This is a genomic window from Paracoccus suum (assembly GCF_003324675.1).
GTDB classification, from domain to species: domain Bacteria; phylum Pseudomonadota; class Alphaproteobacteria; order Rhodobacterales; family Rhodobacteraceae; genus Paracoccus; species Paracoccus suum.
Genome location: NZ_CP030918.1, coordinates 2369593 through 2396252, shown reverse-complemented (window position 1 = coordinate 2396252; position 26660 = coordinate 2369593). Strand labels below are relative to the sequence as shown.

Annotated in this window: 30 protein-coding genes; 22 read left to right on the top strand and 8 right to left on the bottom strand. The window is 67.4% G+C overall.

Going from position 1 to position 26660, the window contains the following annotated elements:
* From DRW48_RS11690 to DRW48_RS11665, 6 genes are read left to right on the top strand one after another with little or no spacing between them, the layout of a single operon-like run.
* Nucleotides 1-1521, top strand: a complete 1521-nt coding sequence (locus DRW48_RS11690; protein ID WP_241963252.1) for a phage portal protein — start codon at nucleotides 1-3, stop codon at nucleotides 1519-1521.
* Between the two features lie 4 nt (nucleotides 1522-1525).
* Complete coding sequence (locus tag DRW48_RS11685) at nucleotides 1526-2548, top strand: head maturation protease, ClpP-related (RefSeq protein WP_162784750.1); 1023 nt, start codon at nucleotides 1526-1528, stop codon at nucleotides 2546-2548.
* Between the two features lie 4 nt (nucleotides 2549-2552).
* A complete protein-coding gene (locus DRW48_RS11680; RefSeq protein WP_114076591.1) occupies nucleotides 2553-2918 on the top strand; it encodes a head decoration protein in 366 nt (121 codons plus the stop codon).
* A 25-nt stretch (nucleotides 2919-2943) separates the two neighbouring features.
* Nucleotides 2944-3957, top strand: a complete 1014-nt coding sequence (locus DRW48_RS11675) for a major capsid protein (protein ID WP_114076590.1) — start codon at nucleotides 2944-2946, stop codon at nucleotides 3955-3957.
* Complete coding sequence (locus DRW48_RS11670) at nucleotides 3957-4268, top strand: head-tail joining protein (RefSeq protein ID WP_114076589.1); 312 nt, start codon at nucleotides 3957-3959, stop codon at nucleotides 4266-4268. The genes DRW48_RS11675 and DRW48_RS11670 overlap by 1 nt, the downstream gene beginning before the upstream one ends.
* A 5-nt stretch (nucleotides 4269-4273) precedes the next feature.
* Nucleotides 4274-4900: a DUF6441 family protein gene (locus tag DRW48_RS11665; protein WP_114076588.1), complete on the top strand. Its 627-nt coding sequence runs from the start codon at nucleotides 4274-4276 to the stop codon at nucleotides 4898-4900.
* A gap of 2 nt (nucleotides 4901-4902) precedes the next feature.
* Here the strand turns inward: DRW48_RS11665 and DRW48_RS11660 are convergent, their stop codons facing one another.
* Together DRW48_RS11660 and DRW48_RS15990 are read right to left on the bottom strand one after the other, a co-directional pair.
* Entirely contained in the window at nucleotides 4903-5541 is a 639-nt protein-coding gene (locus DRW48_RS11660) for a hypothetical protein (RefSeq protein ID WP_114076587.1), read from the bottom strand.
* 71 nt (nucleotides 5542-5612) lie between these two features.
* Nucleotides 5613-6515, bottom strand: coding sequence for a hypothetical protein (locus DRW48_RS15990; RefSeq protein ID WP_162784749.1), 903 nt, complete (start codon nucleotides 6513-6515; stop codon nucleotides 5613-5615).
* A gap of 36 nt (nucleotides 6516-6551) precedes the next feature.
* Between DRW48_RS15990 and DRW48_RS11650 the strand changes: the two genes are divergently transcribed.
* Nucleotides 6552-6971 carry an acyl-CoA transferase gene (locus DRW48_RS11650; protein ID WP_114076585.1) on the top strand — a complete coding sequence of 140 codons (420 nt, stop codon included), beginning with the start codon at nucleotides 6552-6554 and terminating at the stop codon, nucleotides 6969-6971.
* Nucleotides 6972-6980: 9 nt separating this feature from the next.
* Here the strand turns inward: DRW48_RS11650 and DRW48_RS11645 are convergent, their stop codons facing one another.
* Nucleotides 6981-7424, bottom strand: coding sequence for a thermonuclease family protein (locus tag DRW48_RS11645; protein ID WP_162784748.1), 444 nt, complete (start codon nucleotides 7422-7424; stop codon nucleotides 6981-6983).
* Between the two features lie 65 nt (nucleotides 7425-7489).
* Between DRW48_RS11645 and DRW48_RS11640 the strand changes: the two genes are divergently transcribed.
* From DRW48_RS11640 to DRW48_RS11595, 11 genes are all read left to right on the top strand, one after another.
* Complete coding sequence (locus DRW48_RS11640; RefSeq protein WP_114076583.1) at nucleotides 7490-8428, top strand: phage tail tube protein; 939 nt, start codon at nucleotides 7490-7492, stop codon at nucleotides 8426-8428.
* Nucleotides 8428-8883 carry a hypothetical protein gene (locus DRW48_RS11635; protein WP_114076582.1) on the top strand — a complete coding sequence of 152 codons (456 nt, stop codon included), beginning with the start codon at nucleotides 8428-8430 and terminating at the stop codon, nucleotides 8881-8883. Before DRW48_RS11640 ends, DRW48_RS11635 begins: the two co-directional genes overlap by 1 nt.
* Nucleotides 8884-8951: 68 nt before the next feature.
* Nucleotides 8952-9110, top strand: a complete 159-nt coding sequence (locus DRW48_RS15985; protein ID WP_162784645.1) for a DUF7697 family protein — start codon at nucleotides 8952-8954, stop codon at nucleotides 9108-9110.
* On the top strand, nucleotides 9103-11520 hold the full coding sequence (locus tag DRW48_RS11630) for a phage tail tape measure C-terminal domain-containing protein (RefSeq protein ID WP_114076581.1): 2418 nt from the start codon (nucleotides 9103-9105) through the stop codon (nucleotides 11518-11520). The genes DRW48_RS15985 and DRW48_RS11630 overlap by 8 nt, the downstream gene beginning before the upstream one ends.
* Nucleotides 11520-12146: a DUF2460 domain-containing protein gene (locus DRW48_RS11625; RefSeq protein WP_114076580.1), complete on the top strand. Its 627-nt coding sequence runs from the start codon at nucleotides 11520-11522 to the stop codon at nucleotides 12144-12146. The genes DRW48_RS11630 and DRW48_RS11625 overlap by 1 nt, the downstream gene beginning before the upstream one ends.
* Nucleotides 12143-13027: a DUF2163 domain-containing protein gene (locus DRW48_RS11620; RefSeq protein ID WP_114076579.1), complete on the top strand. Its 885-nt coding sequence runs from the start codon at nucleotides 12143-12145 to the stop codon at nucleotides 13025-13027. Before DRW48_RS11625 ends, DRW48_RS11620 begins: the two co-directional genes overlap by 4 nt.
* Nucleotides 13024-13458, top strand: coding sequence for a C40 family peptidase (locus tag DRW48_RS11615; protein WP_114076578.1), 435 nt, complete (start codon nucleotides 13024-13026; stop codon nucleotides 13456-13458). The genes DRW48_RS11620 and DRW48_RS11615 overlap by 4 nt, the downstream gene beginning before the upstream one ends.
* A gap of 9 nt (nucleotides 13459-13467) precedes the next feature.
* The gene (locus tag DRW48_RS11610) at nucleotides 13468-17433 is read left to right on the top strand and encodes a baseplate multidomain protein megatron (protein ID WP_114076577.1); all 3966 of its coding nucleotides are present in this window, start codon (nucleotides 13468-13470) and stop codon (nucleotides 17431-17433) included.
* 10 nt (nucleotides 17434-17443) lie between these two features.
* A complete protein-coding gene (locus DRW48_RS11605; protein ID WP_114076576.1) occupies nucleotides 17444-18520 on the top strand; it encodes a DUF2793 domain-containing protein in 1077 nt (358 codons plus the stop codon).
* Nucleotides 18521-18539: 19 nt separating this feature from the next.
* Nucleotides 18540-18827: a DUF6127 family protein gene (locus DRW48_RS11600; RefSeq protein WP_085378178.1), complete on the top strand. Its 288-nt coding sequence runs from the start codon at nucleotides 18540-18542 to the stop codon at nucleotides 18825-18827.
* A gap of 161 nt (nucleotides 18828-18988) precedes the next feature.
* Nucleotides 18989-19663, top strand: coding sequence for a YcbK family protein (locus tag DRW48_RS11595; protein WP_114076575.1), 675 nt, complete (start codon nucleotides 18989-18991; stop codon nucleotides 19661-19663).
* Between the two features lie 105 nt (nucleotides 19664-19768).
* Here the strand turns inward: DRW48_RS11595 and DRW48_RS11590 are convergent, their stop codons facing one another.
* The 5 genes from DRW48_RS11590 to DRW48_RS11570 form a co-directional block, all read right to left on the bottom strand.
* Nucleotides 19769-20467 (bottom strand): L,D-transpeptidase, encoded by a 699-nt coding sequence (locus tag DRW48_RS11590; protein WP_114076574.1) that lies wholly within the window; start codon nucleotides 20465-20467, stop codon nucleotides 19769-19771.
* Nucleotides 20468-20998: 531 nt separating this feature from the next.
* Entirely contained in the window at nucleotides 20999-22030 is a 1032-nt protein-coding gene (gene cydB, locus DRW48_RS11585) for a cytochrome d ubiquinol oxidase subunit II (RefSeq protein ID WP_114076573.1), read from the bottom strand.
* 5 nt (nucleotides 22031-22035) lie between these two features.
* On the bottom strand, nucleotides 22036-23484 hold the full coding sequence (locus tag DRW48_RS11580; protein WP_114076572.1) for a cytochrome ubiquinol oxidase subunit I: 1449 nt from the start codon (nucleotides 23482-23484) through the stop codon (nucleotides 22036-22038).
* A gap of 57 nt (nucleotides 23485-23541) precedes the next feature.
* A complete protein-coding gene (locus tag DRW48_RS11575; protein ID WP_114076571.1) occupies nucleotides 23542-23973 on the bottom strand; it encodes a DsrE family protein in 432 nt (143 codons plus the stop codon).
* A 33-nt stretch (nucleotides 23974-24006) separates the two neighbouring features.
* Nucleotides 24007-24639, bottom strand: a complete 633-nt coding sequence (locus tag DRW48_RS11570) for a peroxiredoxin (protein WP_114076570.1) — start codon at nucleotides 24637-24639, stop codon at nucleotides 24007-24009.
* Nucleotides 24640-24758: 119 nt separating this feature from the next.
* On the opposite strand from DRW48_RS11570, the gene DRW48_RS11565 reads away from it, so the two are divergent.
* The 4 genes from DRW48_RS11565 to DRW48_RS11550 all read left to right on the top strand — a co-directional run bounded on the left by DRW48_RS11565 (nucleotide 24759) and on the right by DRW48_RS11550 (nucleotide 26660).
* Nucleotides 24759-25229 carry an RrF2 family transcriptional regulator gene (locus tag DRW48_RS11565; protein WP_114076569.1) on the top strand — a complete coding sequence of 157 codons (471 nt, stop codon included), beginning with the start codon at nucleotides 24759-24761 and terminating at the stop codon, nucleotides 25227-25229.
* Nucleotides 25226-25891 carry a Crp/Fnr family transcriptional regulator gene (locus DRW48_RS11560; RefSeq protein ID WP_114076568.1) on the top strand — a complete coding sequence of 222 codons (666 nt, stop codon included), beginning with the start codon at nucleotides 25226-25228 and terminating at the stop codon, nucleotides 25889-25891. Before DRW48_RS11565 ends, DRW48_RS11560 begins: the two co-directional genes overlap by 4 nt.
* A gap of 120 nt (nucleotides 25892-26011) precedes the next feature.
* Nucleotides 26012-26224 (top strand): YgaP family membrane protein, encoded by a 213-nt coding sequence (locus DRW48_RS11555; protein ID WP_114076567.1) that lies wholly within the window; start codon nucleotides 26012-26014, stop codon nucleotides 26222-26224.
* 4 nt (nucleotides 26225-26228) lie between these two features.
* Complete coding sequence (locus tag DRW48_RS11550; protein ID WP_114076566.1) at nucleotides 26229-26660, top strand: YeeE/YedE family protein; 432 nt, start codon at nucleotides 26229-26231, stop codon at nucleotides 26658-26660.

The window sequence follows — 26660 nt, the reverse complement described above, 5'->3', positions numbered from 1 at the left end:
ATGGGGCTTTTCGACCGCTTCCGCCGCCGGTCCGCCGGCGGCCCCGCTTCCGTGCGCGCCCGCCTTGAGGGCGCCATGGCGAAGCGCCGGCTGCGCGGCTGGAACCCGCCGCTCGAGAACATCAACGCGCTGGTCGCCTCGGGCGGGCCGCGGCTCCTGGCGCGGTCTCGCGAATTGGTCGTGACCAACGGCTATGCCGCCAACGCCTGCGAGGCCTTCGCCGCGAACCTCGTCGGAGACGGGATCAAGCCGTCCTCGCTGATCGGGGACGCCGATCTGCGCGACCGTGTCCAGCGGCTCTGGCTCGCCTGGACCGACGAGGCCGATGCGGACGGGCTGACGGACTTCTACGGCCTGCAGGCCATGGTTACGCGCGAGATGTTCGTCGCGGGCGAGTGCTTTGTCCGGCTGCGCCCAAGACGCGCCGAAGACGGACTGCTCGTCCCGCTGCAGCTGCAGCTTCTCCAGTCCGAGATGCTGCCGTTCGAGAAGACCGAAGCCGCGGCCAACGGCAACCGCATCCGCTGCGGGATCGAGTTCGACGGGATCGGACGGCGCGTGGCCTACCACTTCCGCCGCCGCCACCCCGGCGATAGCACCGATCAGGGGGCGGTCATCCCGGAGACGGTGCGCGTGCCGGCGGCGGACGTGCTGCACATCTACCGGCCGATCGACGCGGGCCAGATCCGGGGGCTGCCGCATATCGCGCCGGCGATGGTGCGGCTGTTCCTGCTCGACCAGTACGACGACGCCGAGCTCGACCGGAAGAAGACCGCGGCGATGTTCGCGGGCTTCATCACCAAGACCGCGCCGGAAGAGCCCATGATGGGCGAGGCCGAGGCGGATCTCGACGGCGCGGCCATCGCCAGCCTCGAGCCCGGAACCATGCAGGTGCTGCTGCCAGGCGAGGACGTGAAGTTCTCGTCCCCGGCGGATGTCGGCGGCGGCTACGAAGCGTTCCAGTACCGCACGCTGCTGGCGGTCTCCGCTTCGCTGGGGCTGCCCTATCACCTGGTGACTGGTGATGTGCGGCAGGCCAACTATTCGTCGTTGCGCGCAGAGCTCGTCGAGTTCCGCCGCCGCATCGGCCAGCTGCAGCATGGGGTGATCGTGCACCAGCTCTGCCGGGCAGTGTGGCAGCGCTGGCTCGAAACTGCGGTGCTGTCGGGCGCACTCGATGCCGATCCCGCGACGGCGCGGCCGGTCCAATGGATCCCGCCGCGCTGGGACTGGGTCGATCCGCTGAAGGACATCCAGGCGCAGGTGCTGGCGATGGAGGCCGGCATCACCTCGCGGCGCAAGGTGGTCGAAGCCACCGGCTACGACGTCGAGGAGGTCGACCGCGAGAACGCCGCCGACGCCGCGCGCGCGACAGGTCTCGGCCTGCGCTACCGCACGAGCCCCGGCGGGACGCAGGGCGCCCGCGCGACGCCTGCCACGCGGGCCGAGCCCGGCAATGGCGCCGGCAACGATACGGACGACGGCGCCGCGGCGACCGATCCGGCCACCGAACAGGAGTGACGACATGGCAAGCTGGTATGCGATCCGCGCCCGGGGGACCGGTGCGGAAGTGGCGATCTATGACGAGATCGGCGCCTACGGGGACTCGGCGAAGGGTTTTCTGGCCGAACTGGGCGCACTGCCCGAGGGCACGCCGGTCGATCTGCGGCTGAACAGCCCCGGCGGCTCGGTGTTCGACGCCGTCGCGATCCACAATGCGATCAAGCGGCACGAAGGCACGGTCACGGTCTGGATCGACGGCATCGCCGCCTCGGCCGCGTCCTACATCGCCATGGCGGGCGACGAGATCGTCATGCCCGAGAACGCCTTCCTGATGATCCACGACCCGGCCGGCCTCGTGATGGGGACGGCTGAGGACATGCGCGCCATGGCCGAGGCGCTCGACAAGGTGAAGGGCAGCCTCGTCTCGGGCTACGCCGCGAAATCCGGCCGGACGACTGAGGAGGTCTCCGCGCTGATGGCCGCCGAGACCTGGTTCGACGCGAGTGACGCCGTGGCGCAGGGCTTCGCCGACCGGCTGATCGAGCCTGTCCGGATCGCCGCGAACTTCGACATCGGGCGCTTCCGCAATGCGCCGCCGGTGCTGGTCAAAACGGTCGAGGCTGAGCCGGAGACAGACGACGCGGCCGACGGCGCCGAGTTCGAAGCGAAAGAGGATACCGATGATGCCGCCGAAGGCGACGAGGTCGCGGACGCCGAGGACGCTCAGGCCGTTCCCGACACCTCGGAGCCGCCCACCGAAACCCCGCGGCCGACCGGTGAGCCGCCCGATCCCGCCGCGATCCGCGCGCAGGCCATCGGGCATGCCCGGGCCGTCGTCGATCTCTGCCGTCTCGCGGGCCAGCCGCAGATGGCCGGTCGCTTCCTCGAGCAGGACACCAGCCTCGACGAGGTGCGCGCCGCGCTCCTCGCTATCAAGGCCGAGGCCGAGCCCGAGATCGCGCCCCATCACCCGCAGCCCGGTCGCTCCTCGGCCGCGCGCCCCTGGGGCGAGATCGTCGCCCGCACCTTCAAGCTGAAAGGATGACACCATGACCACGCTCGTCGAAGGCACGCACCCCGGGGGCTTCCTCGTCTGGGAAGCCTTCCGCGACTACACCCGCGAGACGATCACCGTCGCCGCGGGCACCCTCGAGCCCGGCACCGTGCTCGGCAAGATCACTGCGTCGGACAAGTACGCCGCACACGACCCGGCGGCCGTCGACGGCACCGAGACCGCCGTCGCCGTGCTCTGGGGCAAGGCGGATGCGTCCGGTGGCGACGCACCGGCCGTCGCGGTCCTCCGCGGTCCCGCCATCGTCAACCGCCACGACCTCGTCTTCGCGGGTACGCCCAGCGAGGGGGAGATCGCGGCCGCCCATACGGCGCTGCTCGCCGCGGGCATCCTCGTTCGCTGACCCAATCCCGACAGGAGGCATCCTCATGGCCACCATGGACATCTTCGAAGGCGATGCCTTCACCATCGTCGAGCTCACCCGCGCTCTCGAGAACATCCCCTACAAGCCCGCGTTGCTCTCGGGCTCGAACCTCTTCAGCCCGCGCGGCGTGCGTTCCCGCACCGTCGTGATCGAGAGCCGGGACGGCACGCTCTCGCTGATCCCGTTCTCGGAGCGCGGCTCGGCCTACGAGCAGCAGGTGCCCGACCGGCGCGAGATGCGCGCCTTCGTCTGCCGACAGTTCAAGAAGCAGGACGTGCTCTGGGCCTCCGAGATCCAATCGGTGCGCGACTTCGGCTCGGAGAGCGCGACCCAGCAGGTGCAGACCGAGGTCGCGTATCGGCTTCGCAAACTCCGCCAGGACGCCGAGACGACCTTCGAGTACCACCTGTTGAATGGCATCCAGGGGCTGGTGAAAGACCCGAAGGACCACGCCACGGTGGTGAACTACTTCACCGAGTTCGGCATCTCTCCGGCGGCCGAGATCGACTTCGACCTCGACAACGCAAGCCCGGCCTCGGGGGCGCTCCGCAAGCGCTGCCAGGCGCTGATCGAGAGCGTGGAGGACTCGATGGGTGGGCTTTCGGCCGGCGCCGTGCAGGTGCGCGCCGAATGCGGCTCGGCCTTCTTCGCCGATCTCGTGGCGCACAAGGAGGTGCGGGAGACCTACCTCAACACCGCTGCCGCGGCCGACCTGCGCGGCCGGGTGGCCGACGAGGTCAGCTTCGGCGGCATCACCTTCCGCCGTTATCGGGGCGGGGTGGGCTTCACCGTCCCGACCGACAAGGCGTTCTTCTATCCCGAGGGCATCGAGGGGCTCTTCGAGATCTACTACGCCCCGGCTGACACCTTCGAGACCGTCAACACGCTCGGCCAGCCGCTCTACGCACGCACGATCCCCGACCGGGATCGCGACGAGTGGGTGCGGCTCGAGATCGAGAGCAACCCGCTGCCGATCTGCACCCGGCCGCAGGTTCTGCGCTCGGCAAGGCGGACCTGATGACCGCCTTCGCCGCCGCCCTCGACGCGCTCTTCGCCGATGCGCATCTCGCGCGCGACGTCGTCTACACCGCCGAGGGCGGCGCACCCGCGCTGGTCCGCGCGATCCTGCGCCGGCCCGACGACGTCACGCACTTCGGCGACGCGCGCATCTGGTCGGAGACCACCCGGCTGGATCTGCGCCTCGCCGAGGTGCCCCAGCCCCGTCCCGGCGACCGCATCGAGATCGACGGCGAGGCTTTCCTCATCCAGGGCGAACCCGTCCGCGACCGCGAGCGGCTCGTCTGGACCGTGGACCTGCGCCCGGCCTGACAGCGATGAAGCTGAAGCTCGACATCACCCCCGATCTCGTCGCCGCCATGGCCGCCGAGGTGAAGGCCGGCGAGAAGGCCGTCACAGTTGCCATGCGCGAAGCCGGGACCGGGCTCAAGACCGCCTGGCGCGGGCAGATCACTGGTGCGGGGCTCGGCCGACGGCTCGCCAACTCGATCCGGAGCCAGACCTACCCGAAGGCCGGCGAGAGCCTTAACGCCGCGGCGCTGGTCTGGTCCAAGGCCCCGGTCGTCGTCGGGGCCCACGACACCGGCCCGCTGATCCGCTCGAAAGACGGGTTCTGGCTCGCGATCCCGACCGAGGCCGCCGGCCGTGGTCTGCGCGGCGCCAAGATCACCCCCGGCGAATGGGAACGCCGCCGTGGGTTGCGTCTCCGCTTCGTCTACCGCCGGCTCGGTCCGAGCCTGCTGGTGGCCGAAGGCCGGCTGAACAGCCGCGGGCTTGGGGTTGCGTCACGCTCGAAGACCGGTCGCGGACGCACGACGGTGCCGATCTTCCTGCTGGTGCCGCAGGTCAAGCTGCCGAAGCGGCTGGATCTGGCGCGGGACGCGGACCGGGCTTTGGACAGCGTGCCGGGGCTGATCGTGGCGAACTGGGTGGAGGGGCGTTGAAATCAGGCCAGTCCGTCGAGGAGAACGTCCAATGCTGTCGCCGTTATGACGCCTACGGAAACGTCGCCAAACGCCGTCGCAAACTGCTGCCGGGAAACCTTGCCGGATCGCAGAACCTGAGCCGCAGAGATGGCTCCCGCCAACAGAGCGGAGGCTGCAGCACCTTCTGCGATTTCGACCGCCATACTGTCTCCCGGCAGTTCGGTGAACACGCGTGAAACATCGCCAGATATCGCCGCATTCGAGAAACCTGAACCACTTGCAGCGGAAACGACAGCCGCCACTTCTTCCGTCGCGACAATTTCGATGTCCGGATAGCGGGCAAGATGCTCAAAGATCGCGGCTGGCGAGGCGACTGCCTTTAGCTGAACGGCATGGATGACATCACCGTCAACAATGAACTCCACATCTGCGCCGGGATGGTTGGTCGCCTCGAATACCCGCGCGGCAACGTCATCTGCGTCGATGTTTTCAGCATGGACGAAAAGCAACTCGTGGTAGATGCCCTTCACGTTGGACACGACGCCTCGAAGCTGTTCGGGATTGAGCTCAGAGATGTAAGCGGCCAGTTCCTCTGTCGTGGCACCGTTCAGGTTCGTCGCCGACCGCCTTACGGCATCGAGAACAAGTTCCTCTTCCATCGACCAGGAGCGAGTGGGTTCATCGAGCAGGCGCTGCAGGGTGACAGCAACGACGACCGCAGCGCTTCGGGTCAGGCCGCCGCGTCCTTCTCCATCGCTGCCAGCGCGATCCGGCCCAGTTCGGCCCTGCACTGATCGAGCTTGCGCCGTTGCAGGTAGGCCAGTCTTCGCGTGAATGGTTCGCATTCGGACTTTCCGTTCTCTTTGAGGGAAGCATCATCCCAGTGCTGGTTGATCTGGTTCGCCAGCGGAATGAGCACTTGTTCTGCGACAAGCCGCATCTCTGCAGATGAGGCTGTCTGGCTCAGTTGTCGTTGCTGCTTTGTCGCGTTGATCAGCGTTACGCATGCTACAAGGATAGCCTTCTCATGCTCCTGCAAGTCGACTTCGGAACGCGCCTTGCCAAAGAGCTTCCGTTTGCCCCAAAAACCTGCGGCAATTCCGGCGCCCACACCGCCTGCCACCAACATGAGGCTGCCGCCTACGGCCCCAACGCCGACCAGAGAACCTATCCAGAAATGCAGCGCCGACGTTGCGGCGGCACCATGCAGGGTAGCTAAGGCCGCGCCAGTTGATGCTGCGCCAAACGTGGTGACAAGGCCTGAGATCCCGCCCACGGTTAAAACACCGCCAAGTTTGCCGATGACCGCGTTGACGAAAAGCCGAGATCTTCGGTCGGATGTCTGGCGGATTGCTGATACGATCTGCGTGAGCGTTTCCTCGAGATGTTCCAAGGAGATCGATACCGGCCTCGGGCGCCAGTCATAGCGCTCTGCGTTTTTCCGCGCCCATGCTTCAATCGCGCTGGCGTTCGGCAAGTGCGAACTCGCCCTCTCTTGCTGCCTTCGTCCCCAATCAAGAGCGCGGTCGGCATGAGGCTCAGCGAGCTTGATCGCCGCAGAAATCTTTTCTGAGGCAGCCTTCACCGTGGTGGAATTAAACTTCGGGAGTTCGCCAAACTTCAAATATTTCAAGCCTCAACCTACTCTGGAACAGGGTTCGAATACCACATGCCCACACCGCGCGAAACCATCCTCGCCGCGCTGCACGCGCGACTCTCGGTACTGCCCGCCACCGCGCTTCGAGGCGAGGTGCTGCCCGAGCGCGTGCCGGCCGATGGCCTGATGATCTTGCGCGACGGCGAGCCGGGGGAGCCGGAGGTGACGTTGTCGCCCCTGCGGTATCACTACCAGCACCGCGCCGAAATCGAGGCGGTCGTTCAGGGTTCTGACCGTGACGCTGCCTTAGACACGCTGGTAGCCGGCCTCGGTGCAGCACTCGCCGCCGACCGGACGCTGGGCGGGCTCTGCGACTGGGTCGAGGCTGAAGCGCCGCGGGTAGTGGACCTGCCAGTCGAGGGTGCCGCGAGCCTCAAGGCGGCGGTGATCCCCGTTATGCTTCACTTTTCCACGGCCGACCCGCTTGGGTAGAGCCGACGGTCAGTTGCCGCGACAGGTTCCGTAGTAGCCGCCCGAGAAGTAGCAGTATTCACGGGCCACTCCGGCAGCGATCATCTGGGCCGCGACATCGCGGCCATCGGCGAGGAAGCACTGCCCGACGATCCGTCCGTACCGGTCGACATCGTGCACGCGACAGGTCAGGCTTTGTCCGGCGACCAGCCGCCGCAGAGTAGACGTCGCTGCGGAAGCGCCGCGCTCGTTGCGCTCCGGAGCGTCGAGGCCCCAGACACGGATTGGCCGTTCAACGCCGCGAAGTGAGAAGGTGTCGCCGTCCGTCACGTAGCGCACCGCGCCGCTCACGGTATTCGTCTGTCCCAAGACGGGGCCAACCGAAAGAACCACGATCGCGAGAGAAACGATCATACTGGTGATGATCGACCGACCGAAAACACTGAGCAGGGAGTTGGGACGAGTACTGCGCATGAACTTTATGTGCGGCACGGCCTGACCGAACGCAACCGTGCTTCGACACCATCAAGGAGAACACGATGGCAAGAGCCCAAGGGGCGCGGGCGCAGATGGCGCTTGCGTTCGAGACGACCTATGGCACGCCGCCTGTCGGCGGTTTCACGAAGATGCCCTTCGCCAGCACCTCGCTGGGCGCGGAACAGCCGCTGCTGAACTCGGAGTTATTGGGCTACGGCCGCGATCCGCTGGCGCCGATCAAGGACGCGGTGACGGCCGACGGCGATGTCGTCGTGCCGCTCGACGCGGAGGCCTTTGGCTTCTGGCTGAAGGCGGCCTTTGGCGCACCAACCACCACCGGCACCGGCCCCTGGACTCACGAGTTCCAGTCGGGGGCGTGGACACTGCCCAGCATGTCCATCGAGACCGGCATGCCCGAAGTGCCGCGCTTTGCCATGTATTCTGGCTGCGTGCTCGACCAAATGACCTGGCAGATGCAGCGCTCGGGCCTGTTGACTGCAACGGCACGGCTGGTCGCGCAGGGCGAGACGGTGGGCACGAGTTCTAGCGCCGGCACACCCGCCGCGCTGGAGCTGAAGAGGTTCGGCCATTTCAACGGATCGATCACCCGGAATGGATCGGCCCTCGGCAACGTGATTTCGGCCGACATCACCTACGCCAATAACCTCGACCGGATCGAGACCATCCGGAACGATGGCCGCATCGACGGCGCGGACCCGTCCATCGCCGCGCTCACCGGGTCCATCGAGGTCCGCTTCGCCGACAGCACATTGGTGACGCAGGCGATCAACGGCGATCCGTGCAAGCTCGAGTTCGGCTACGCGCTGCCCTCCGGCGAGAGCTTCACCTTCACCGTCCACGCCGTCTACCTGCCGCGCCCGCGGATCGAGATTTCCGGGCCGCAGGGCGTGCAGGCGACCTTCGATTGGCAGGCCGCCCGCGACAGCGTCGTCGGCCGGATGTGTACCGCCACCCTCGTGAACGACGTGGAGACGTACTGATGCTGACGCTCGACCTGACCAACGCCCCACGCTGGCACGATCTCGTCCCCGGCGTCCGGGTGCAGCTGCGCCCGCTGACCACAGCGCTGATGGTGGCGACACGCAGCGACCCGGTCGTCGAGACCGTGCCGGAGGAGGCATCTGACGAGGAGCGCGCCGTCGCCTTCGCCAAGGCACTGGCGCGCCGGGCGGTGCTCGCCTGGGAGGGCATCGGCGATGCCGACGGCCAGTCTATCGACCCGAGCCCCGAGGCCATCGATGCGCTCCTCGATGTCTGGCCGATCTTCGAGGCGTTCCAGTTGACCTATGTCTCCAAGGGCCTGCTGCTGGAACAGGAAAAAAACGCCTCCGCGCTCTCGCCGAGTGGTCCTTCGGCGGGGGCGAGCGATACTGCGAAGCCTGCGCACCCTACGAGGGCCGCGCGCAAGCCTGCCCGGACTGCCCGGCGCGGCTGAACCGGCCGCTCACGCATGAGGGTTGGCAGGTCCGGGACCTGGTCGGCCGTCTCGGCGGCCAGCTCCGCGTGCTCCCCGGCGCGGTGATCGGCTGGGACATGTCGGCGGCGCTGGCACTCGGTGACGCGCTCGGCGTGCCGCCGCTCGCCATGGCGGAACTGCTGCCCGTGATCGAGGCGGTGATGGTGGCGAAGATCAACGAACAAATGGATCATTCCAGTGGCTGAAAAGCGCGTTTCTGTCCGCCTTGCTGCGGTTGGCGGCCGACAGGTGCGCGCCGAGCTGGAAGGTGTCGGTGAGGCCGGGTCGCGAGGCTTCGGCCGGCTCAGCCGCGAGATGGAGGCGGCGAACACCCGGCTGGCGGCGTTTTCTCGCCGTGTAGCAGTGGCTGCCGCTGCCGCAGTTGCCGCCGCGACCGCCGCTGGCGTGGCCATGATCCGGTCCGGTCTGCAGACCGTCGATGCGCAGGCCAAACTCGCGCAGTCGCTCGGCACCACCGTAGCCTCGATCCAGACGCTGGAGCGGGCGGGCGAACTGGCGGGCGTCTCGATGTCCGGCATCGAGCAGGCGACCAAGGATCTGACGCGTCGTCTCAGCCAGGCGGCCGCCGGGACCGGCCCTGCCGCCGACGCGCTGGACCGACTGAGGCTCTCGGCAAACGAACTGATCGCCCTGCCGCTGGACCAGCGGGTCGGCGCGATCAACGCCGCCATCGAGAACTTCGTGCCCGCCGCCGAACGCGCGGCCGTGGCAGGCCAGCTCTTCGGCGAGGAAGGCTCGATCGCCATGAGCCGGATCGACACCGCGACGCTGCGCCAGGCGACGGAGGACGTGCTTGCTTTCGGCGTTGTCGTCTCGGAGCAGGATGCCGATCAGATCGAGCGGACGAACGATGCGATCTCCCGGCTTGGGCTGATCTGGCGCGGTCTGTCGAACCAGCTGGCCGTTGCCGCGGCTCCGGCGTTGGAAGCCGTCGCCAACGCGATGGCGGCGGTCGCCAGCCGCACCGGCCCGCTTGGCATCGCGATCCGCGGTCTCTTCGACAACATCGGCCGCCTGACCACCTATGCCGCCACCTTCGCGGCCTTCCTCGCGGGCCGTTGGGTCGCTGGCATGGCCGCTGCGGCCCTGTCTGTGCGCGGGCTTGCCACGGCGCTGGTCGTGCTGCGTGGGGCGCTGATCCGCACCGGTATCGGCGCGCTGATCGTCGGCGCGGGCGAGCTCGTCTACCAGTTCACCCGTCTCGTCTCCGGCGCGGGCGGTTTCGGAGAAGCGATGTCGCTCCTGAAGGACGTCGCGGTCGAGGTCTGGGAACGGATAAAGATGGGCGCTGCTGCGGCGGGTGCAGCCGCCACGGCCATGTTCTTCGATCTCAAGGCCGATGCAGCCTCCGGGATGCAGAGCGCCATCGAGAGCGTCGTAGCTTTCGGGAACACGGCGGCGAACACCTTCGAGGGCGCCTACGAGGCGATCAAGGCGATCTGGGGCCTGCTGCCGGCCGCCATCGGCGATCTGGCGTTCCAGGCGGCCAACAGCCTGGTCGATGGCGTCGAGGCAATGCTGAACGGCGTGGTCTCGCGCATCAACGGCTTCATTGGCGGCATCAACGAGGGGCTTGAAGCGCTCGGGTCTGAACGCCGCATCTCGCTGGTGCCCGACCTCGACCTCGGCGAGATCGAGAACCGTTTCGAGGGCGCGGCCAGTGCCGCCACGACAGCGGCGCAGGCGGCCTTCGACCGGGCCTTCGAGGACAACCCGCTCAGCGCGCCCGATCTCGGTCTGACCGAGGCGGCGAACCGCGCGCTCGAATCCGCGAACGTCTATCACGGGGCCGCGCGCGATCTGGCCGAAGGTGCCCGCGCGCCGCTGGAAAGCTGGCAGGCGCTGCGCGATGCCGTGCGCGGCACCGACGAGGCGCGCGCGGATGCGCTGACCGAGGCCACGGGTGCTGCCGAGCGGCTGGAGACGGCGCTCGGCGATGCCGGGCGCGCCGCGACGGATGCAGGTGCGGCGGCCGGAGCTGCCGCTGCGGCAGCGGAGCCCGCGACCGAGGCTGCCGTCACGGGTTGGCAGGCCGTCACAGCGGCGCTGTCCGATTACGCCAGCAAGGCGCGCGAGATCGGCGGCGATATCGGCCAGAGCCTCGTCGGCGCCTTCCAGTCGGCGGAGAACGCGGTCGGTGAGTTCGTGAAGACCGGCAAGCTGAACTTCCGCGATCTGGTCACCTCGCTGCTCGCCGATCTCGCCCAACTGGCGGCGCGGCGGTTCATCCTCGGGCCGATCGCAAACGCGCTCTCCGGCGTGTTCTCCGGCGCGGGCGGCATCTTCGCGAACGTCCTGCATGCGGGCGGGATGGTCGGATCGGCCGGACCCTCGCGCATGGTCCCGGCCATGGCCTTCGCTGCCGCGCCGCGCATGCATGGCGGCGGCATGGCCGGACTTCGCCACGACGAGGTGCCCGCGATCCTGCAGCGGGGCGAGCGGGTGCTGTCGCGGCGTGAGGTGCAGAGCTACGGCGCAGGCGGCGGGGTCAACGTCACCATCATGGCCCGCGACGCCGAAAGCTTCCGGCAATCGCGCACGCAGGTCGCGGCCGACATCGCCCGCGCGGTGTCGCTCGGGCGGAGAGGCATGTGATGGCGTTTCACGAGGTCCGGTTTCCCGACAACGTCAGCCGGGGCGCGCGGGGCGGCCCGGAGCGGCGCACCCAGATCGTCGAGCTCGCCTCGGGCGACGAGGAACGCAACGCCAGCTGGGCGAACAGCCGCCGCCGCTACGATGTCGCCTACGGCATCCGCCGCGCCGACGATCTGGCGGCGGTGGTGTCCTTCTTCGAGGCGCGCAACGGTCGCCTCCATGGTTTCCGCTTCAAGGACTGGGGCGACCACAAGTCCTGCCTGCCCTCGGGCACGCCATCGCCGACCGATCAGGCCATCGGCACCGGGGATGGCACGACCACCGCTTTCCAGCTGGTGAAGCGCTACGCCTCCGGTGCGCAATCCTGGACGCGGGCCATCGCCAAGCCGGTGACCGGAACCGTGCGCATAGCGCTCGCCGGGGTCGAGCAGCCCTCCGGCTGGTCCGTCGACACCGCCACTGGCGTCGTCACCTTCAGCGGCGCGCCGGGCGCTGGCGTCGCGATCACCGCGGGCTTCGAGTTCGACGTGCCCGTCCGCTTCGACACCGACGTGCTCGACGTGACGCTCGACCTCGAGCGGCTCGGCTCGATCACCACCATTCCGCTTCTGGAACTGCGCCGATGAAGACCCTTGATCCCGCCCTGCAGGCCCATCTCGACGAGGGCACGACGACGCTCGCCTGGTGCTGGCGGATCGCCCGCGCCGATGGCGTGAGCTTCGGCTTCACCGATCACGACCGGACGCTGACCTTCGATGGCACCGACTTCGAGCCCGAGAGCGGGCTGACGGCCTCCGAGGTCCGTTCCGGCTCGGACCTGTCGGTCGATGCGCAGGACGCCGAGGGCGTGCTGACCTCCGACCGGATCACCGAGACCGACATCCTGGACGGCCGCTGGGACAACGCCGAGGTCGAAGTCTGGCGGGCGAACTGGGCGGACACAGGCCAGCGCGTGCTGATGCGGCGCGGCGCCATCGGCCAGATCCGGCGCGGGCGGCTGGCGTTCGTCGCCGAGGTCCGCTCGCTCGCCCATGTGCTCGGCCAGACGGTCGGGCGGACCTTCCAGGCGACCTGCGACGCCGCGCTCGGCGACGCGCGCTGCGGCGTCGATCTGGAGGATCCGGCCTTCAAGGGCACAGGCGCGGTGATCGATCTCCTGCGCGACCGGGCCTTCACCGCCTCGGGGCTAGGCGCATTCACGTCTGGCTGGTTTACCTTCGGCACCATCGAATGGACCAGCGGCGGAAACGCGGGGCGGCGCACCGAGGTTTTGGGCCATGACGTGACGGACGGCATCGCCGTGCTGACCCTGCTCGAGGCGCCGGTGCGTGCGATCGCCGAGGGCGACGCCTTCACCATCCGCGCGGGCTGCGACAAGCGGATGGAGACGTGCGGCGCCAAGTTCGCCAACACCGCCAATTTCCGTGGCTTCCCGCACATCCCCGGCCAGGACGCGGTCCTGCGCTACGCCACCAAGGATGGCGGGCACGAAGGGTCCGTGCTGTGACCTCCGCCGATCCCACCCGCGTCATCGCCATTGCGCGGGCCTGGCTCGGCACGCCGTACCACGACCAGGCCAGCCTGCGCGGTGTCGGCTGCGATTGCCTCGGGCTCGCCTGCGGCGTCTGGCGCGAGGTCGTCGGCCCCGAGCCGTTCCCGATCCCGCCCTACAGCCGCGACTGGGGCGAGACTGGACCCCGCGAGGTGCTGGCCGAGGGCGCGCGACGCATGATGATCGAGGTGTCGCCCGCCGAGGCCGGTCCCGGTGCGCTGGTCCTCTTCCGCATGAAGCCCCGCGCGATCGCGAAGCATGTCGGGATCCTGACCTGTCCCGACAGCTTCCTCCACGCCTATGAGCGGCTCGGCGTGATCGAGGAACCGCTCACCCCATCCTGGCGGCGGCGCATCGCCTTCGCCTTTCTGTTTCCGCAACGCTGAGACCCCGACATGGCAACGCTTGTTCTCGGTGCCGCTGGCGCCGCCATTGGCGGTTCGATCGGCGGCGCGATCCTCGGCGTCAGCGCCGCCACCATCGGCGGCTTCATCGGCTCCAGCATCGGCTCGGTCGTCGACAGCTGGATCATCTCGTCGCTGGCGCCCACGCAGCGCATCGAGGGCGCGCGGCTCGACACGCTGCGCATCACTTCCGCAACCGAAGGCGCGGTCATCCCGCGGCTCTATGGCCGCATGCGGATGGGCGGCAACATCATCTGGGCGACCGATTTCCGCGAGGAGACGAAGACCACCACCCAAGGTGGCGGCAAGGGCGGCGGAGGCGGCAAGGTCAAGACGACCGAGTATCTCTACTACGCCTCCTTCGCCGTGGCGCTCTGCGAGGGCCCGATCACCGGGATCGGCCGCATCTGGGCCGACGGCAAGCCGATGGACCTCTCCGGCGTCACCTGGCGCTGGTATCCTGGCGACGAAGCACAGTCTGCCGATCCGTTCATCGCGGCGAAGATGGGCGCGGCCAGCACGCCCGCCTATCGCGGCACCGCCTATGTGGTCTTCGAGGAGCTGGCGCTCTCGACCTATGGCAACCGCCTGCCGCAACTCTCCTTCGAGGTGTTCCGCCCACTCGCCGATCCCGACACCGCCGAGGGGCTGACCCGCGCCGTCACCATGATCCCGGCCTCGGGCGAGTTCACCTATGCCACGCAGGCCATCCGCAAGACCGATGACGGCGCAACGGTGCCCGAGAACCTGAACGCGCTGGCGGACTCCACGGACATGGTGGAGGCGCTGGACCGGCTGCAGGCGATGGCCCCCGCGGTCGAGAGCGTCAGCCTCGTGGTGGCGTGGTTCGGCGACGATCTGCGGGCGGGATCCTGCAAGGTGCGGCCGGGCGTCGAGGTGTCGGCCAAGTCGACCACGCCCGCCAGCTGGTCGGTGAACGGTGTCAGCCGCGCCAATGCCTTCCTCGTCAGCCGTGACGATCAGGATCGCCCCGTCTATGGCGGCACGCCGTCCGACTTCGCGGTGGTGCAGGCGATCCAGGAGATGAAGGCGCGCGGGCTGCGGGTCACCTTCTATCCTTTCATCCTGATGGACGTGCCGCCCGGCAACACGCTGCCGAACCCGTATTCCGACAACGCCGCCGAGACCGGCCAGCCCGCGTTCCCCTGGCGGGGGCGGATCACCTGTTCGCCTGCCGCTGGCTACGCGGGCTCGGTCGACAAGACCGCCACGGCGGCAAGCCAGGTCGCGGCGCTGTTCGGCGCAGCCACGCCCGCGAGCTTCAGCGTCTCGAGTCAGACGGTTTCGTGGACCGGCACGCCCGGCGACTGGGGCCTGCGCCGCATGGTACTGCACTATGCCCACCTCTGCGCGGCGGCGGGCGGGGTCGATGCGTTCCTCATCGGGACCGAGATGCCGGGGCTGACGACGATCCGCTCGAGCGCCAGCACCTATCCGGCGGTCCAGGCCTATCGGGACCTGCTCGCGGATGTCCGCTCTATCCTCGGTGCCGGGACGAAGATTGGCTATGCGGCGGACTGGTCGGAGTATTTCGGGCACCAGCCGGGCGACGGCTCGGGCGATGTGTTCTTCCACCTCGACCCGCTCTGGGCCGATCCCGAGATCGATTTCGTCGGGATCGACAACTACATGCCGCTCTCCGACTGGCGCGACGGCTTCGAACATGCCGACGCGGCCGAGGGCTGGCCCGCGATCTACGACCGGCCCTACCTGCAGGGGAACATCGCGGGCGGCGAGGGTTTCGACTGGTTCTACGCCAGCGCCGCCGATCGAACCGCGCAGGTCCGGACCCCGATCACCGACGGTGCGGCGGCCAAGCCGTGGGTCTTCCGCTACAAGGATCTGCGCGCCTGGTGGTCAAACGCGCATTACGACCGACCGGGCGGGGTGGAGAGCGGCACGCCGACGGCATGGACGCCCGAGTCCAAGCCGATCTGGTTCACCGAGTTGGGCTGTCCCGCCATCGACCGGGGCACGAACCAGCCGAACGTCTTCTTCGATCCGAAGTCGTCCGAGAGCTTCACGCCGCATTTCTCGCGGGGCTGGCGCGATGACGCCATCCAGCGCGCCTATCTGGAGGCGACGTATCTCTGGTGGGGCACGCCGGCGAACAACCCGCTGTCATCGGTCTACGGCGGCCGGATGGTGCATCTGCCCGAATGCGCCGCCTGGACCTGGGACGCACGACCCTATCCCTTCTTCCCGGCGCTGACCGACGTCTGGACGGACGGGGCGAACTGGCGGCTGGGGCACTGGCTCACCGGGCGGCTTGGCGCTGTGTCGCTGGCCGCACTCGTTCGGCACCTCTGCCTGCGCGCCGGGCTGCCCGAAGCCCGCATCGACGTCACCGGTCTCTGGGGCGCGGTCGAGGGCTATGCCATCACGGCGCTCGAAAGCCCGCGCGCCTCGATCACCACGCTTTCGCGGCATTTCGGCTTCGACGCCGTGGAGACCGAGGGCGTGATCCGTTTCATCATGCGCGGCCGGGCCTCCGTCGCCACCCTCGCGCCCGACGATCTGGTCGCGGGCCGCGAAGGCGAGGTGCTGGAGCTGACGCGGGGACAGGAGACGGAACTGCCGCAGGCGCTGAAGTGGCAGATCGCCCGCGCCGACGAGGATTACGACGCCGCCCTCGTCGAGGCGCGGCGCATCACGGTGGACACGACCCGGATCGCCTCGGAGAGCTTCCCGATGGCGGTGCCGCCCGAGGAAGCCGAGCGGCGCTGCCGCCGCGTGCTGATGGAGGCGTGGGTGGGGCGCGAGACGGCGGCGTTCCGTCTGCCGTCCTCGCGCCTCGCGCTCGATCCGGCCGACGCGATCCGGCTTGAGCATGACGGGCGGCTGGTCGATCTGCGGCTGGTCTCCATCGCCGACGCCGAGGCGCGCGGCATCGAGGCGGTCCGACAGGACCGCGCGACCTACGACCTCCCGCCCGGCGATCCCCGCGCGGCGTCGCTGACGCGGGCCGTGGTGTTCGGCGCGCCGGACGCGCTGCTGATGGACCTGCCGCAGCTGACCGAGGACCAGCCCGCACACCGGCCACTGGTCGCCGCGCACGCCGTTCCCTGGCCGGGTGAGATGGCGGTGTTCCGCAGCCCCGCGACCGATGGCTTCGAGTTGCTGACCACGTTCGGCAGCCGCGCCCGGATCGGGACTCTGTTCTCCGACTTCTTCGCGGGCCCCACATCGCGCTTCGACCTCGGCAATGCGCTGGTGGTCGATCTGCTGACCGGCACGCTGGAGAGCGTCACGGATCTGACGCTGTTCGGTGGGGCCAATGCGCTGGCCATCGAGAGCACGCCCGGAGCTTGGGAGATCGTGCAGGCAGGCGCGGCCGAGTTGCTCGCGCCCGGCCGGTATCGGCTGACCCGGCTCTTACGCGGCCAGCGCGGCACGGAAGGCGCCATGGGCAACCCCGTGCCGGCGGGCGCGCGAGTCGTCGTGCTGGACACTGCGCTGGCGTCACTGCCCATCGCGGAGGCCGATCTCGGCATCCCGTGGAACTGGCGCATCGGCCCGGCCAGCCGTCCGGTCAGCGACGAGACCTATGTCGCGCAGGCATTTACGCCCGCGGGCGCCGGACTGCGGCCGTTCTCGGTCGCCCATGTCGAACAGCCATGGCGCGCACCGCGCAGCCCCGGCGATCTCACCATCCGCTGGACCCGCCGATCCCGGGCACTCGCGGCCGACAGCTGGGGCGGGCTTGAGGTGCCGCTGGCCGAGGAGCTCGAAGGCTACGAGGTCGAGATTCTCGACGGCGCCACAGTGAAGCGGGTGCTGAGCACCGCCACGACCAGCGCGGTCTATTCCGCCGCTCAGCAGACCGCCGACTGGGGCGCGCCGCTCGACCCCGGCGAGAGCCTCACCGTCCGCATCTTCCAGCTCTCCGCCCTCGTCGGGCGGGGCGCGCCCGAGACCGTCACGCTGACATTCTGAAGGCCATCCCATGTCCGACACCACGACCCATCTCCTGCTGCCCTACATCCTGGCGGCGCAGGCCCAGAAGCATGTCACCCACAACGAGGCGCTGCGGATCCTCGACGGGCTCGTCCAGCTCTCGGTGCTCGACCGGGATCTGACGGCGCCGCCCGGCTCTCCGGTCGATGGCGACCGATACATCGTCGCTTCCGCCGCAACGGGCGACTGGGCAGGCTGGGACCTGAACGTCGCGCTCTGGACTGATGGCGCCTGGCTGCGTCTGCCGCCGCGGACCGGTTGGCGGGCGTGGGTCGAGGACGAGGGCCTGCTATTGGTCTACGACGGCACGGGCTGGGTCGGCACGACGCCGACCGCGCTGCAGAACATGGCGCTACTCGGGTTGGGCACGACGGCGGATGCCTCGAACCCGTTCTCGGCCAAGCTCAACGCCGCGCTCTGGACCGCAAGGACCATAGCCGAGGGAGGCACCGGCGACCTGTTCTACACCATGAACAAGGAAGCTGCGGGCGACGATCTCGGGCTGACACTCCAGACCAACTTTGTGACCAAGGCGCTCGTGGGGCTATTCGGCTCCGACCGCTTCCGCCTCGCGGTCTCGGCCGACGGCAGCACCTTCTTCGACGGGCTGAGCGTCGACAACGCGAACGGCATCGTCGATCAGCCGCGGCTACCGCGCTTCAAGGCCTACACGAACTACGACAACTACGTCGCCATCGGGACCTGGACGAAGATTGGCCTCAACAACACCGACTACAACGACCAGGGGGCGTTCGACGCAGCAAACAACCATTTCGTCGCGCCCGCGGACGGCACCTACCTCTTCGGCGCGACGCTGCTCTACAAGGTCAATGCCAGCACGACCGCGCGCATGCGGGGGCGGCTGGTGCTGAACGGCACGACTGAAATCCGTGGCTCCCTCGGTGAAATCTCCGCGACCCATGTCTCGCTCGCCACCGCGATCTGGCTGCAGACCATGGTGCCGCTGACCGCAGGCGATACCGTCGAGCTGCAGGGGTATTTCCGGGTCGCGGACGGCTACTTCGCTGCCGATCACACGTCCTTCTGGGGCTGCAAGGTCGGCTGAGCGGTAGAGGGAGCATCAGATGACACCACCCCGATCCGAGGGCTTCGTGCGCATGCCCGACGCCGAGTTCGAGGCGATCCTGACGCGGGCAGCCGAGGAAGGCGCGAAGCGGGCGCTCGCCGACGTCGGGCTCGACGGCGACGAGGCCGCGCTCGACATCCGCGATCTGCGCTCCCTGGTGGACTGCATCCGGCTGGTGCGGCGGACGGCCATGCAGACCGCTGTCCGCATGATCACCACCGGCGTCATGCTGGCGCTGCTCGCGGGCATCGCCATCAAGCTCAAGATTTTCGGCGGCAGCCCTTAGCCGCGCCCGATCCCCATTCATCAGCCCGCAATGACCCGCCCTCGTGGCGGGGTGAGCCGTGGTCTGCCTGAAAGGCAGACGAGAAGGTCCAGTGGACCCTCCCGAACGGCGAACGCACCGAGCCCTGCGAGGGGCCGACAACTCGTTTTCGGAGGCCCCCCATGACCACGACCTTCCACCGCCATTGGCGCGATGTGCCCGAGAGTGCCTGGCGCTGGCGGAATTTCAGCCCGGCCGAGATCGCCTGCCGGGGCACCGGCAAGCTGCTGGTCAACGAACCCGCGCTCGACAAGCTGCAGGCGCTGCGCGACCGGCTGGGCAAGCCGCTGATCGTCCGCTCCGCCTACCGCAGCCCCGAGCACAACCGCGCCGTGGGCGGCGCGACCCGCTCCAAGCACCTCGACGGCGCCGCCTTCGACATCGCCATGGCGAACCACGATCCGGTGGCCTTCGAGGCCGCGGCGCGCGCGGTCGGGTTCCTCGGCTTCGGGTTTTACCCGCGATCGGGGTTCATCCACGTCGACCTTGGGCCCGCGCGGCAGTGGGGCGAGCGGTTCCCGGTCCGGGAGACTGCCTTTGCGGCTGAGACGCCGCCCGCGCGCGAAGTCTTGGCGCAGAGCCGCACCATGAAGGGCAGTGGCGCGGCTGGCGTGGCGACGCTGGGCGCAGCCGGGGTCGAGGTCGCGCAGAGCGTCCTGGCGGAGACCCAGACCGCCATCCTGCCGCTGGTCCCGTATCTCGACACGTTGCGCTGGGTATTCATCGCCGTGGCTCTCGGCGGGATCGCGGTCACGATCTACGCCCGCCTCGACGATTGGAAGCGGGGGAGGCGGTGATCGATCAAAAGGGCATAGGCGAGGTCGCTGCCCGACCCAGCCCATCTGTTGCCCCCAATCCCCATCTTCTTGTGATCGGGGGCACATCACTCTCACCATGGGTGATCAGTAGAGTTCTGCAAAGCCTTCTGCCTTCATCGACGGCAGAACGATGACTGACGCTCCGTGCACGGCCCGTTCGTGCAAGTGGATCACATCCTGGTTCAGCATCCTGATACAGCCGGACGACACCGCCCGGCCAAGTTCTCTCGGAGAGGCATCCCCGTGGACACGGTACAGCGTGTCAACACCGTTCTGGAACAGGTAGAGAGCTCGGGCGCCCATCGGATTGCCAGCGCCCGGGTCCATGCCGCCGTTCGCCACGGAGTATGGTTCAAGCTCCGGCTGGCGAGCGATCATCGTGTCGGGCACTCTCCAGCGCGGCCATTGGCGACAAAACTGAAGGCGTGCCGTCCCTTCCCATGAAAAGCCCGCCGCACCGACGCTTACGCCATAGCGCGTAGCCTGTAGCGGGCTTTCCACGAAGTGAAGCATGGCCGCGTCCGGATCGACGATGATCGTGCCTCTGGCATGCCCAGGCCACCGGTTTTCGACCTCCTGGCGCCAGTATTCCGGTGCAATTGAACCCTCGGGAATCGCGGGCACGGGATATGGCTCATCCGTGATGGCGCCATAGAAGTCTGGAAGCGGGGGATATTGCGGTTGGGGCGGAACCGCTCGTGTTACGATGGCGGTCTCGGGCCGGGCGCAGGCAGAGAGGCCCGCAGCCACCCCGAGGGCAGCGAAGGTGCGACGTGTGAGCATGGGACTTGTCCTTGTTATCGTGACTGAAGCTGCGCATTGGGGCGCGGGATCGGTCACGAAAGTCGGGGAGGTCCCGTTCGAGGTATCCGGCCAAGATCGTCGCCAAGCCACTCGCTGTATCGAAAGATCAGAGTAGCGGCGGCAGGCCCGTGGGTATCTGCCAAAGTGGGCACGTTCGCCGCAAGGTCCGGACCACAGGGCGATCCCGGCAGGGAACCGAGACGGCATTTCCGGTGTGGCGTTGCTACATGGACGTCCGACGCGACAACTGTCGTTCTGACGGAAAGGTCTCGTGCGCCGATCTTGGCGTCGTTCGGACTGAATGCACCCCATGGCAGGAGCAACATGATCGACATCATGACAACGACGGGCATAAACCGGTGCACTCAGTCTTCTTTCAAGGTCAACAAGCGGTCGCCAATCAAGATATTGCGAGGCGGATCACGAAAGCGATCATGGCCAGAGCGCTAACGCTGGCGATCCACAATCCGACGAACCACAGCCAGCGCGAGTATCGGGATCGACTGGACATCAATGGTACCCCGCCTCGGGATCGACCTTCCCCCGGAACACCCAGTAAGCATAGCCAGTATAGGCGAGGATGATCGGGATCAGGATGCCCGCGCCGATGATCATGAAGAGTTGGCTTCTGTAAGGGGCGGCCGCCTCCCACAGTGTGACCTCGGTCGGGACGATATAGGGGAACATGCAGATGCCGAGACCAACGAAGCATAGACCAAACATCGCCAACGCCAGCATGAAGGGCCAGTAGTCGTGGCGGTGCACGTGAAGAGCCCGGAACATGAGGACCGCGAGGCCTAGGACCGCGGCGCCCACCAGCACGGCCAGAAAGATGCGGGTGCCAGCGAACCAGCGCACGAAGTATCCCTCTTGCAAGAACGGAGTCCAAAGGCTGACCGCGCCGATGAACGCAACCGTTGCGACGCCCAGGATCCAAGCGCGGGTACGCATACGATCCTGAAGCTCGCCATCGGTTTTCATGATGAGCCAAGTCGCCCCGAGGAGCATGTAGCCAACCATGACGGCCAAACCGACCGTCACCGAGAAAGGCGTCAGCCAGTCCCACCAGCCGCCTGCATAGGCCCGAGCGGCCTTGTCGATGGTGATGCCCTGGAGGAGCGCGCCGAGTGCGATGCCCTGGCTGAGAGCGGCCACCGCGGAGCCGCCGATGAAGGCAACGTCCCAGACACCACGCCAACGCTCGGTGCGCCAGCGAAACTCGAAGGCAACCCCTCGAAAGATAAGCGCCAGCAGCATGGCTATGATCGGCGCATAGAGCGCCGGCAGGATCAGCGCATAGGCTAGCGGGAACGCCGCAAAGAGGCCTCCGCCCCCAAGAACGAGCCAAGTCTCGTTCCCGTCCCAGACGGGGGCAACCGAGTTCATCATCACGTCGCGGTGGCGCCTCTCGGGCTCAACGGCGAAAAGCATGCCCAGACCGAGGTCGAATCCGTCGAGCACCACGTAGATGAGCACGGCGAAGGCGATAAGGAAGCCCCAGACAAAGGTTAGGTCGAATGCGACCCCTTCTGCGATCGGCATTGTTCTCACTCCCCCGGATGGGCGGCGTCCGGGCGCCGCATGGCTTCCTCGATGGCCGGCGTGATGCCGGCCGTGCGAGTTGGTCCCTTGGTCACGTCCTTGAGACGCGGTTCGTCGAAGACAGGCGGGCGGCTCATCAAACGCATGATGTAGAAGGTGCCTGCGCCGAAGACGGCGAAGTAGACCACGATGAAGGCTATGAGCGAGGTGCCGACGGCAGCCGCGTCGAGCGGTGCCGCGCTCTCAGCCGTGCGCAGCATCCCGTAGATCGTATAGGGCTGGCGTCCGACCTCGGTGGTGATCCATCCGGCCAGGACCGCGATCAACCCTGAGGGCGCCATGGCCAGGGCGGCGCGGTGCAGCCACGGCGCCTCGAAGAGGCGCCCTCGCCAGCGCGCCCAGAGCGACCACGCTCCGATGCCCAGCATGGCAAAGCCCACGGCGACCATGACACGGAAGGACCAGAAGACGATGCCCACGGGCGGTTGTTCGTCGTCGGGGATCGTATCGAGACCGTCCAGCGGAGCATTGAGGTCGTGCTTGAGGATCAGCGAAGACAGCTTCGGTATGCCGACCGCGTAATCGAGGGTTTGCGTTTCGTCATTGGGGATCCCGAACAGATAGAGCGGTGCACCGTGGTCATGGCTTTCATAGTGGCCCTCCATGGCCATGACCTTGGCGGGCTGGTGTTCCAGCGTGTTGATCCCGTGCAGATCTCCTAGGAAGATCTGCACCGGGGCCACGATGGCAGCCATCCACATCGCCATGGAGAACATCGTCTTGGTGGCCTCGGACACTGCCTCGCCCCGCCGCCGGCGGCGCAACAGGTGGAAGGCCGCCACGCCGCCCACGATGAAGGCCGTCGTCAGGTAGGCGGCCGTCACCGTGTGCATGAGGCGATAGGGGAACGAGGGATTGAAGATGATCTCCCAGAAGTTCTCAGGCAGAAACTGGCCGGTGTCCGGATCGATGGAGAATCCCGCGGGCGTCTGCATCCAGCTGTTCACGCTGAGAATCCAGAAGGCCGAGAAAAACGTACCGAAGGCCACTGCTGCGGTCGCGGCCATGTGCAGACCCGGCCCCACGCGCTCGCGCCCGAACAGCATGATCCCGAGGAAGCCCGCCTCCAGGAAGAAGGCCGAGAGCACCTCGTAGGCCATTGGTGCACCGATGACCGGCCCGGCCTTGTCGGAGAAAACCGACCAGTTCGTGCCGAACTGGTAGGACATCACGATGCCCGACACGACGCCCATCGCAAAGGCCAGCGCGAAGATCTTCACCCAATAGCGGAAGAGATCGAGATACTTGTGATCCTTCGTCCAGAGCCACAGCCCGTTGAGCACCGCGAGGTAGCTCGCGAGGCCGATGGTGAAGGCCGGGAAGAGAAAGTGGAAGCTCACCGTGAAGGCGAACTGAATGCGGGCCAGGAGCACTGCGTCGAAGGAGGCGAGCATGAGTTGGTTTCCGAGGTGGCGGTAGGAGGGGCGGCGCGGCCGCCCGCTGGGCGCGGTTTAGAAGGACAGGATGCGCGCGTTCGGCGTCAGCAGCCGCGCGGCCATTGCCGCAGGGTCAGCGGGGGTGATTCCGTCGAGCAAGACCTCAGGACCTGCGCCCTTGTTCGGCAGGTAGATCGCGCAGACCTCGACCTGGGTGCCGGTTTCCATGATCTTCTGCATCAGCCCTTGGGGGCTCATGCCCTGCGGCTCCTGCGGAGCGGTCACCGAGGCGGGGGCATCGTTCAGGGCCAGGTCGCCGGCCGGGCCGCAGAGCAGGATGTGTGCCTCGGCACCTTGCTGAACCGCCTGCATGGTCAGAACCATGCCCATCAGCTGAGTTTGCGCGTCTCCCGAGGCAAGGACCGTCACCAACTCCGGCGCTTCCTGCGCCTGCGCGGCTCCGGCGAGACCCACCAAGGCCAGCGCCGCGAATGCAAAACGTCTCATGTTGTCTCTATCCTTCTCGTTTGTGAACAATAATCAATCTTGCAGGCGCGTGGTTCGCAAGTAGGGACGGTGCGTCGTCCAGCCCTGCGGGAAGAGACCCTTCGCCGCGACGTCGTCGATCGACGTCGGGATGATGACCTCGTCGCCGGGACGCCAGTCTGCAGGCAGCGCCACGCCCATGGCGTCACCGGTCTTCAAGGCGTCGATCACGCGCAGGATCTCATCGAAATTGCGCCCGACACTCATCGGGTAGGTCATCGTCAGGCGCAGCTTCTTCGCGTTGTCAATGATGAAGACCGAGCGCACGGCGGCGGTCTCGGACTGGGCCGGATGGATCATGTCGTAGAGCCGCGCGATCTTCAGATCCGGGTCCGCGACGATGGGAAATCGCAGCCTCGTGTTCTGCGTGTCGTTCACATCCTCGATCCATTTCAGATGCTCGTCGACCGTGTCGGTGCTGAGCCCGATCGGCTTGACGCCGCGCTTGTCGAACTCGGCGCTGAGTTGCGATGTCCGGCCCATCTCGGTGGTGCAGACCGGCGTGAAGTCCGCCGGGTGGCTGAAGAAGAAGGCCCAGTCATCCCCGATCCAGTCATGGAACGAGATCGGTCCGAGCGTCGTGTCAGCGGTGAAGTCTGGAACGATATCTCCGAGAAGCAGAGGCATGATGTTTCCTTTCGTGGGTTGCCCGGCAGATACCGCGCCTCGCCGTGCCGTTCAGTGACATTGTCACCCAGCTTGCAAAAAAGTTATATGCTGGGTAGAAGTTTCATCGGGAGACATAGATGAAGCTCACGGCATATTCCAACTACGCGCTTCGATCGCTTCAACTTGCCGCACTCAGGGCGCCGGATCTCATCCGCGTCGATGACGTGGTGCGGGTGCATGGGCTGGCCCGGCCGCACATCGTGAAGATCGTCCACGAGCTGGGGCGCGCCGGCTTCGTCAAGACCCAGCGCGGGCGGGGCGGCGGGTTCCGTCTTGCGTGTCCGGCCGAGGAGATCGTCGTGGGTGACGTCATCAGGTTGACCGAGGGGCCGCTCGATGTTGTCGAATGTTTCAATCCGGCGTCGAACACATGCCCCCTCATCGGGGTTTGCCGGCTGTCCCGGGGCCTCCACGAGGCCACCCGGGCGTTCATGGCGGTCCTCGACGATCTCACGCTGGCGGACATTTCCGCCAATCGCGATCAGCTCTTGGGGCGCATCGCGACCGTCGAGAAAGGCGCCCCGGCGCCGACGCGGAGCGCGACATGAGCATCGGCGACTGGACCGAACGGTTCCAGGGTACGCGCGGTCTTCCCCGGACGGTGCGCGACAGGCTGCTCGCCAGTGCACAGGTCGCACGCTACGCGCGCGGCCAGACCGTCTTCAGCCCCGATAATCGTCCCGACAACCTGATGTTTCTGGTCGAGGGAACGCTCCGGGTCTCGCAAACGGCCGAGTCGGGGCGGGAGATCGTGCTATACCGGGTGGAGGCGGGTGAAAGCTGCGTGCTGACGACGGCCTGCATGCTGGCCGAAGAGGCCTACAACGCCGAGGGGGTGGCGGAAACGGCGCTCGTTGCCGTTGCGCTCTCGCAAGAGACCTTCGATCTGCTGGCGGCGGAGGAACCGGCCTTTCGCAAGTTCGTGTTTGCGGCCTATTCGCGCCGTCTGCTGGATCTCCTGCATGTCGTGGACGAGGTGGCCTTCGGACGGATCGACGTGCGCCTCGCGGCAAGGCTGCTCGCTCTCTCCGGCACGGCTGTCGAAGTATCGGCGACGCATGACGACCTCGCCCGGGAGCTGGGCACGGCGCGCGAAGTCGTGTCCCGCGTCCTGCAGGACTTCCAGAAACGCGGGTTCGTGAGCCAGGCGCGCGGTCGGGTCCGGCTGCTCGCCCGCGAAAGCCTGCAGCGACTCGCCGAGAGCGATTGATCGACACGGCCCGCACGCGGCCTCCGGCGACGGACTTTTCCTGCGCTCAGTGACAATGTCACTGAAGCTTGTGCGGCAAAGCTATATTCGTCAGACAGCTTTTATCCTGGAGGATCTGCCGTGAGCGTCAATGTTGGAACCGTCGATCGTATCTTTCGGGCCGCCCTTGGCCTCGCGCTTCTCTATCTCGCGTTTCTGAGCGGTCTGCCGCTCTTCGAAGGCGCGCTGCTCAAATACGGCGCGGCTGTCGTGGGGCTCGTCATGCTGGTCGTTGCCGTGACCCGTGTCTGCCCGGTCTATTCCGTGCTCGGCGTCAAGACCTGCCGGGCCTGAGCCGATGGAGACCGTGTTTACACCCTGGGCCTCCCTCGGCGGCGGCGTTCTGATCGGTCTCGCGGCCACGTTGCTGATGCTGTTTCTCGGCCGGATCATGGGCGCGACCGGCATTCTTGCCGGCTTGCTCACACCGTCCTCGGGCAGCGAGTTCGCGTGGCGCGGCGCGGTGCTGCTGGGCATGGTGAGCGGGCCGCTTGCGCTGCTCGTGATCACCGGTGAGATGCCGGCGGTCCAGGTGCCCGTCTCGACAGCGATGCTGATCGGCGGCGGATTGCTCGTCGGCATTGGCGTGACCTTCGGGTCCGGCTGCACGTCCGGTCATGGCGTCTGTGGCATGGCGCGCTTGAGCGTCAGGTCGGTCGCCGCGACGCTCACCTTCATGATCACGACCTTCGCCACGGTCTACGTCGTTCGTCACGTTCTGGGAGCCTGA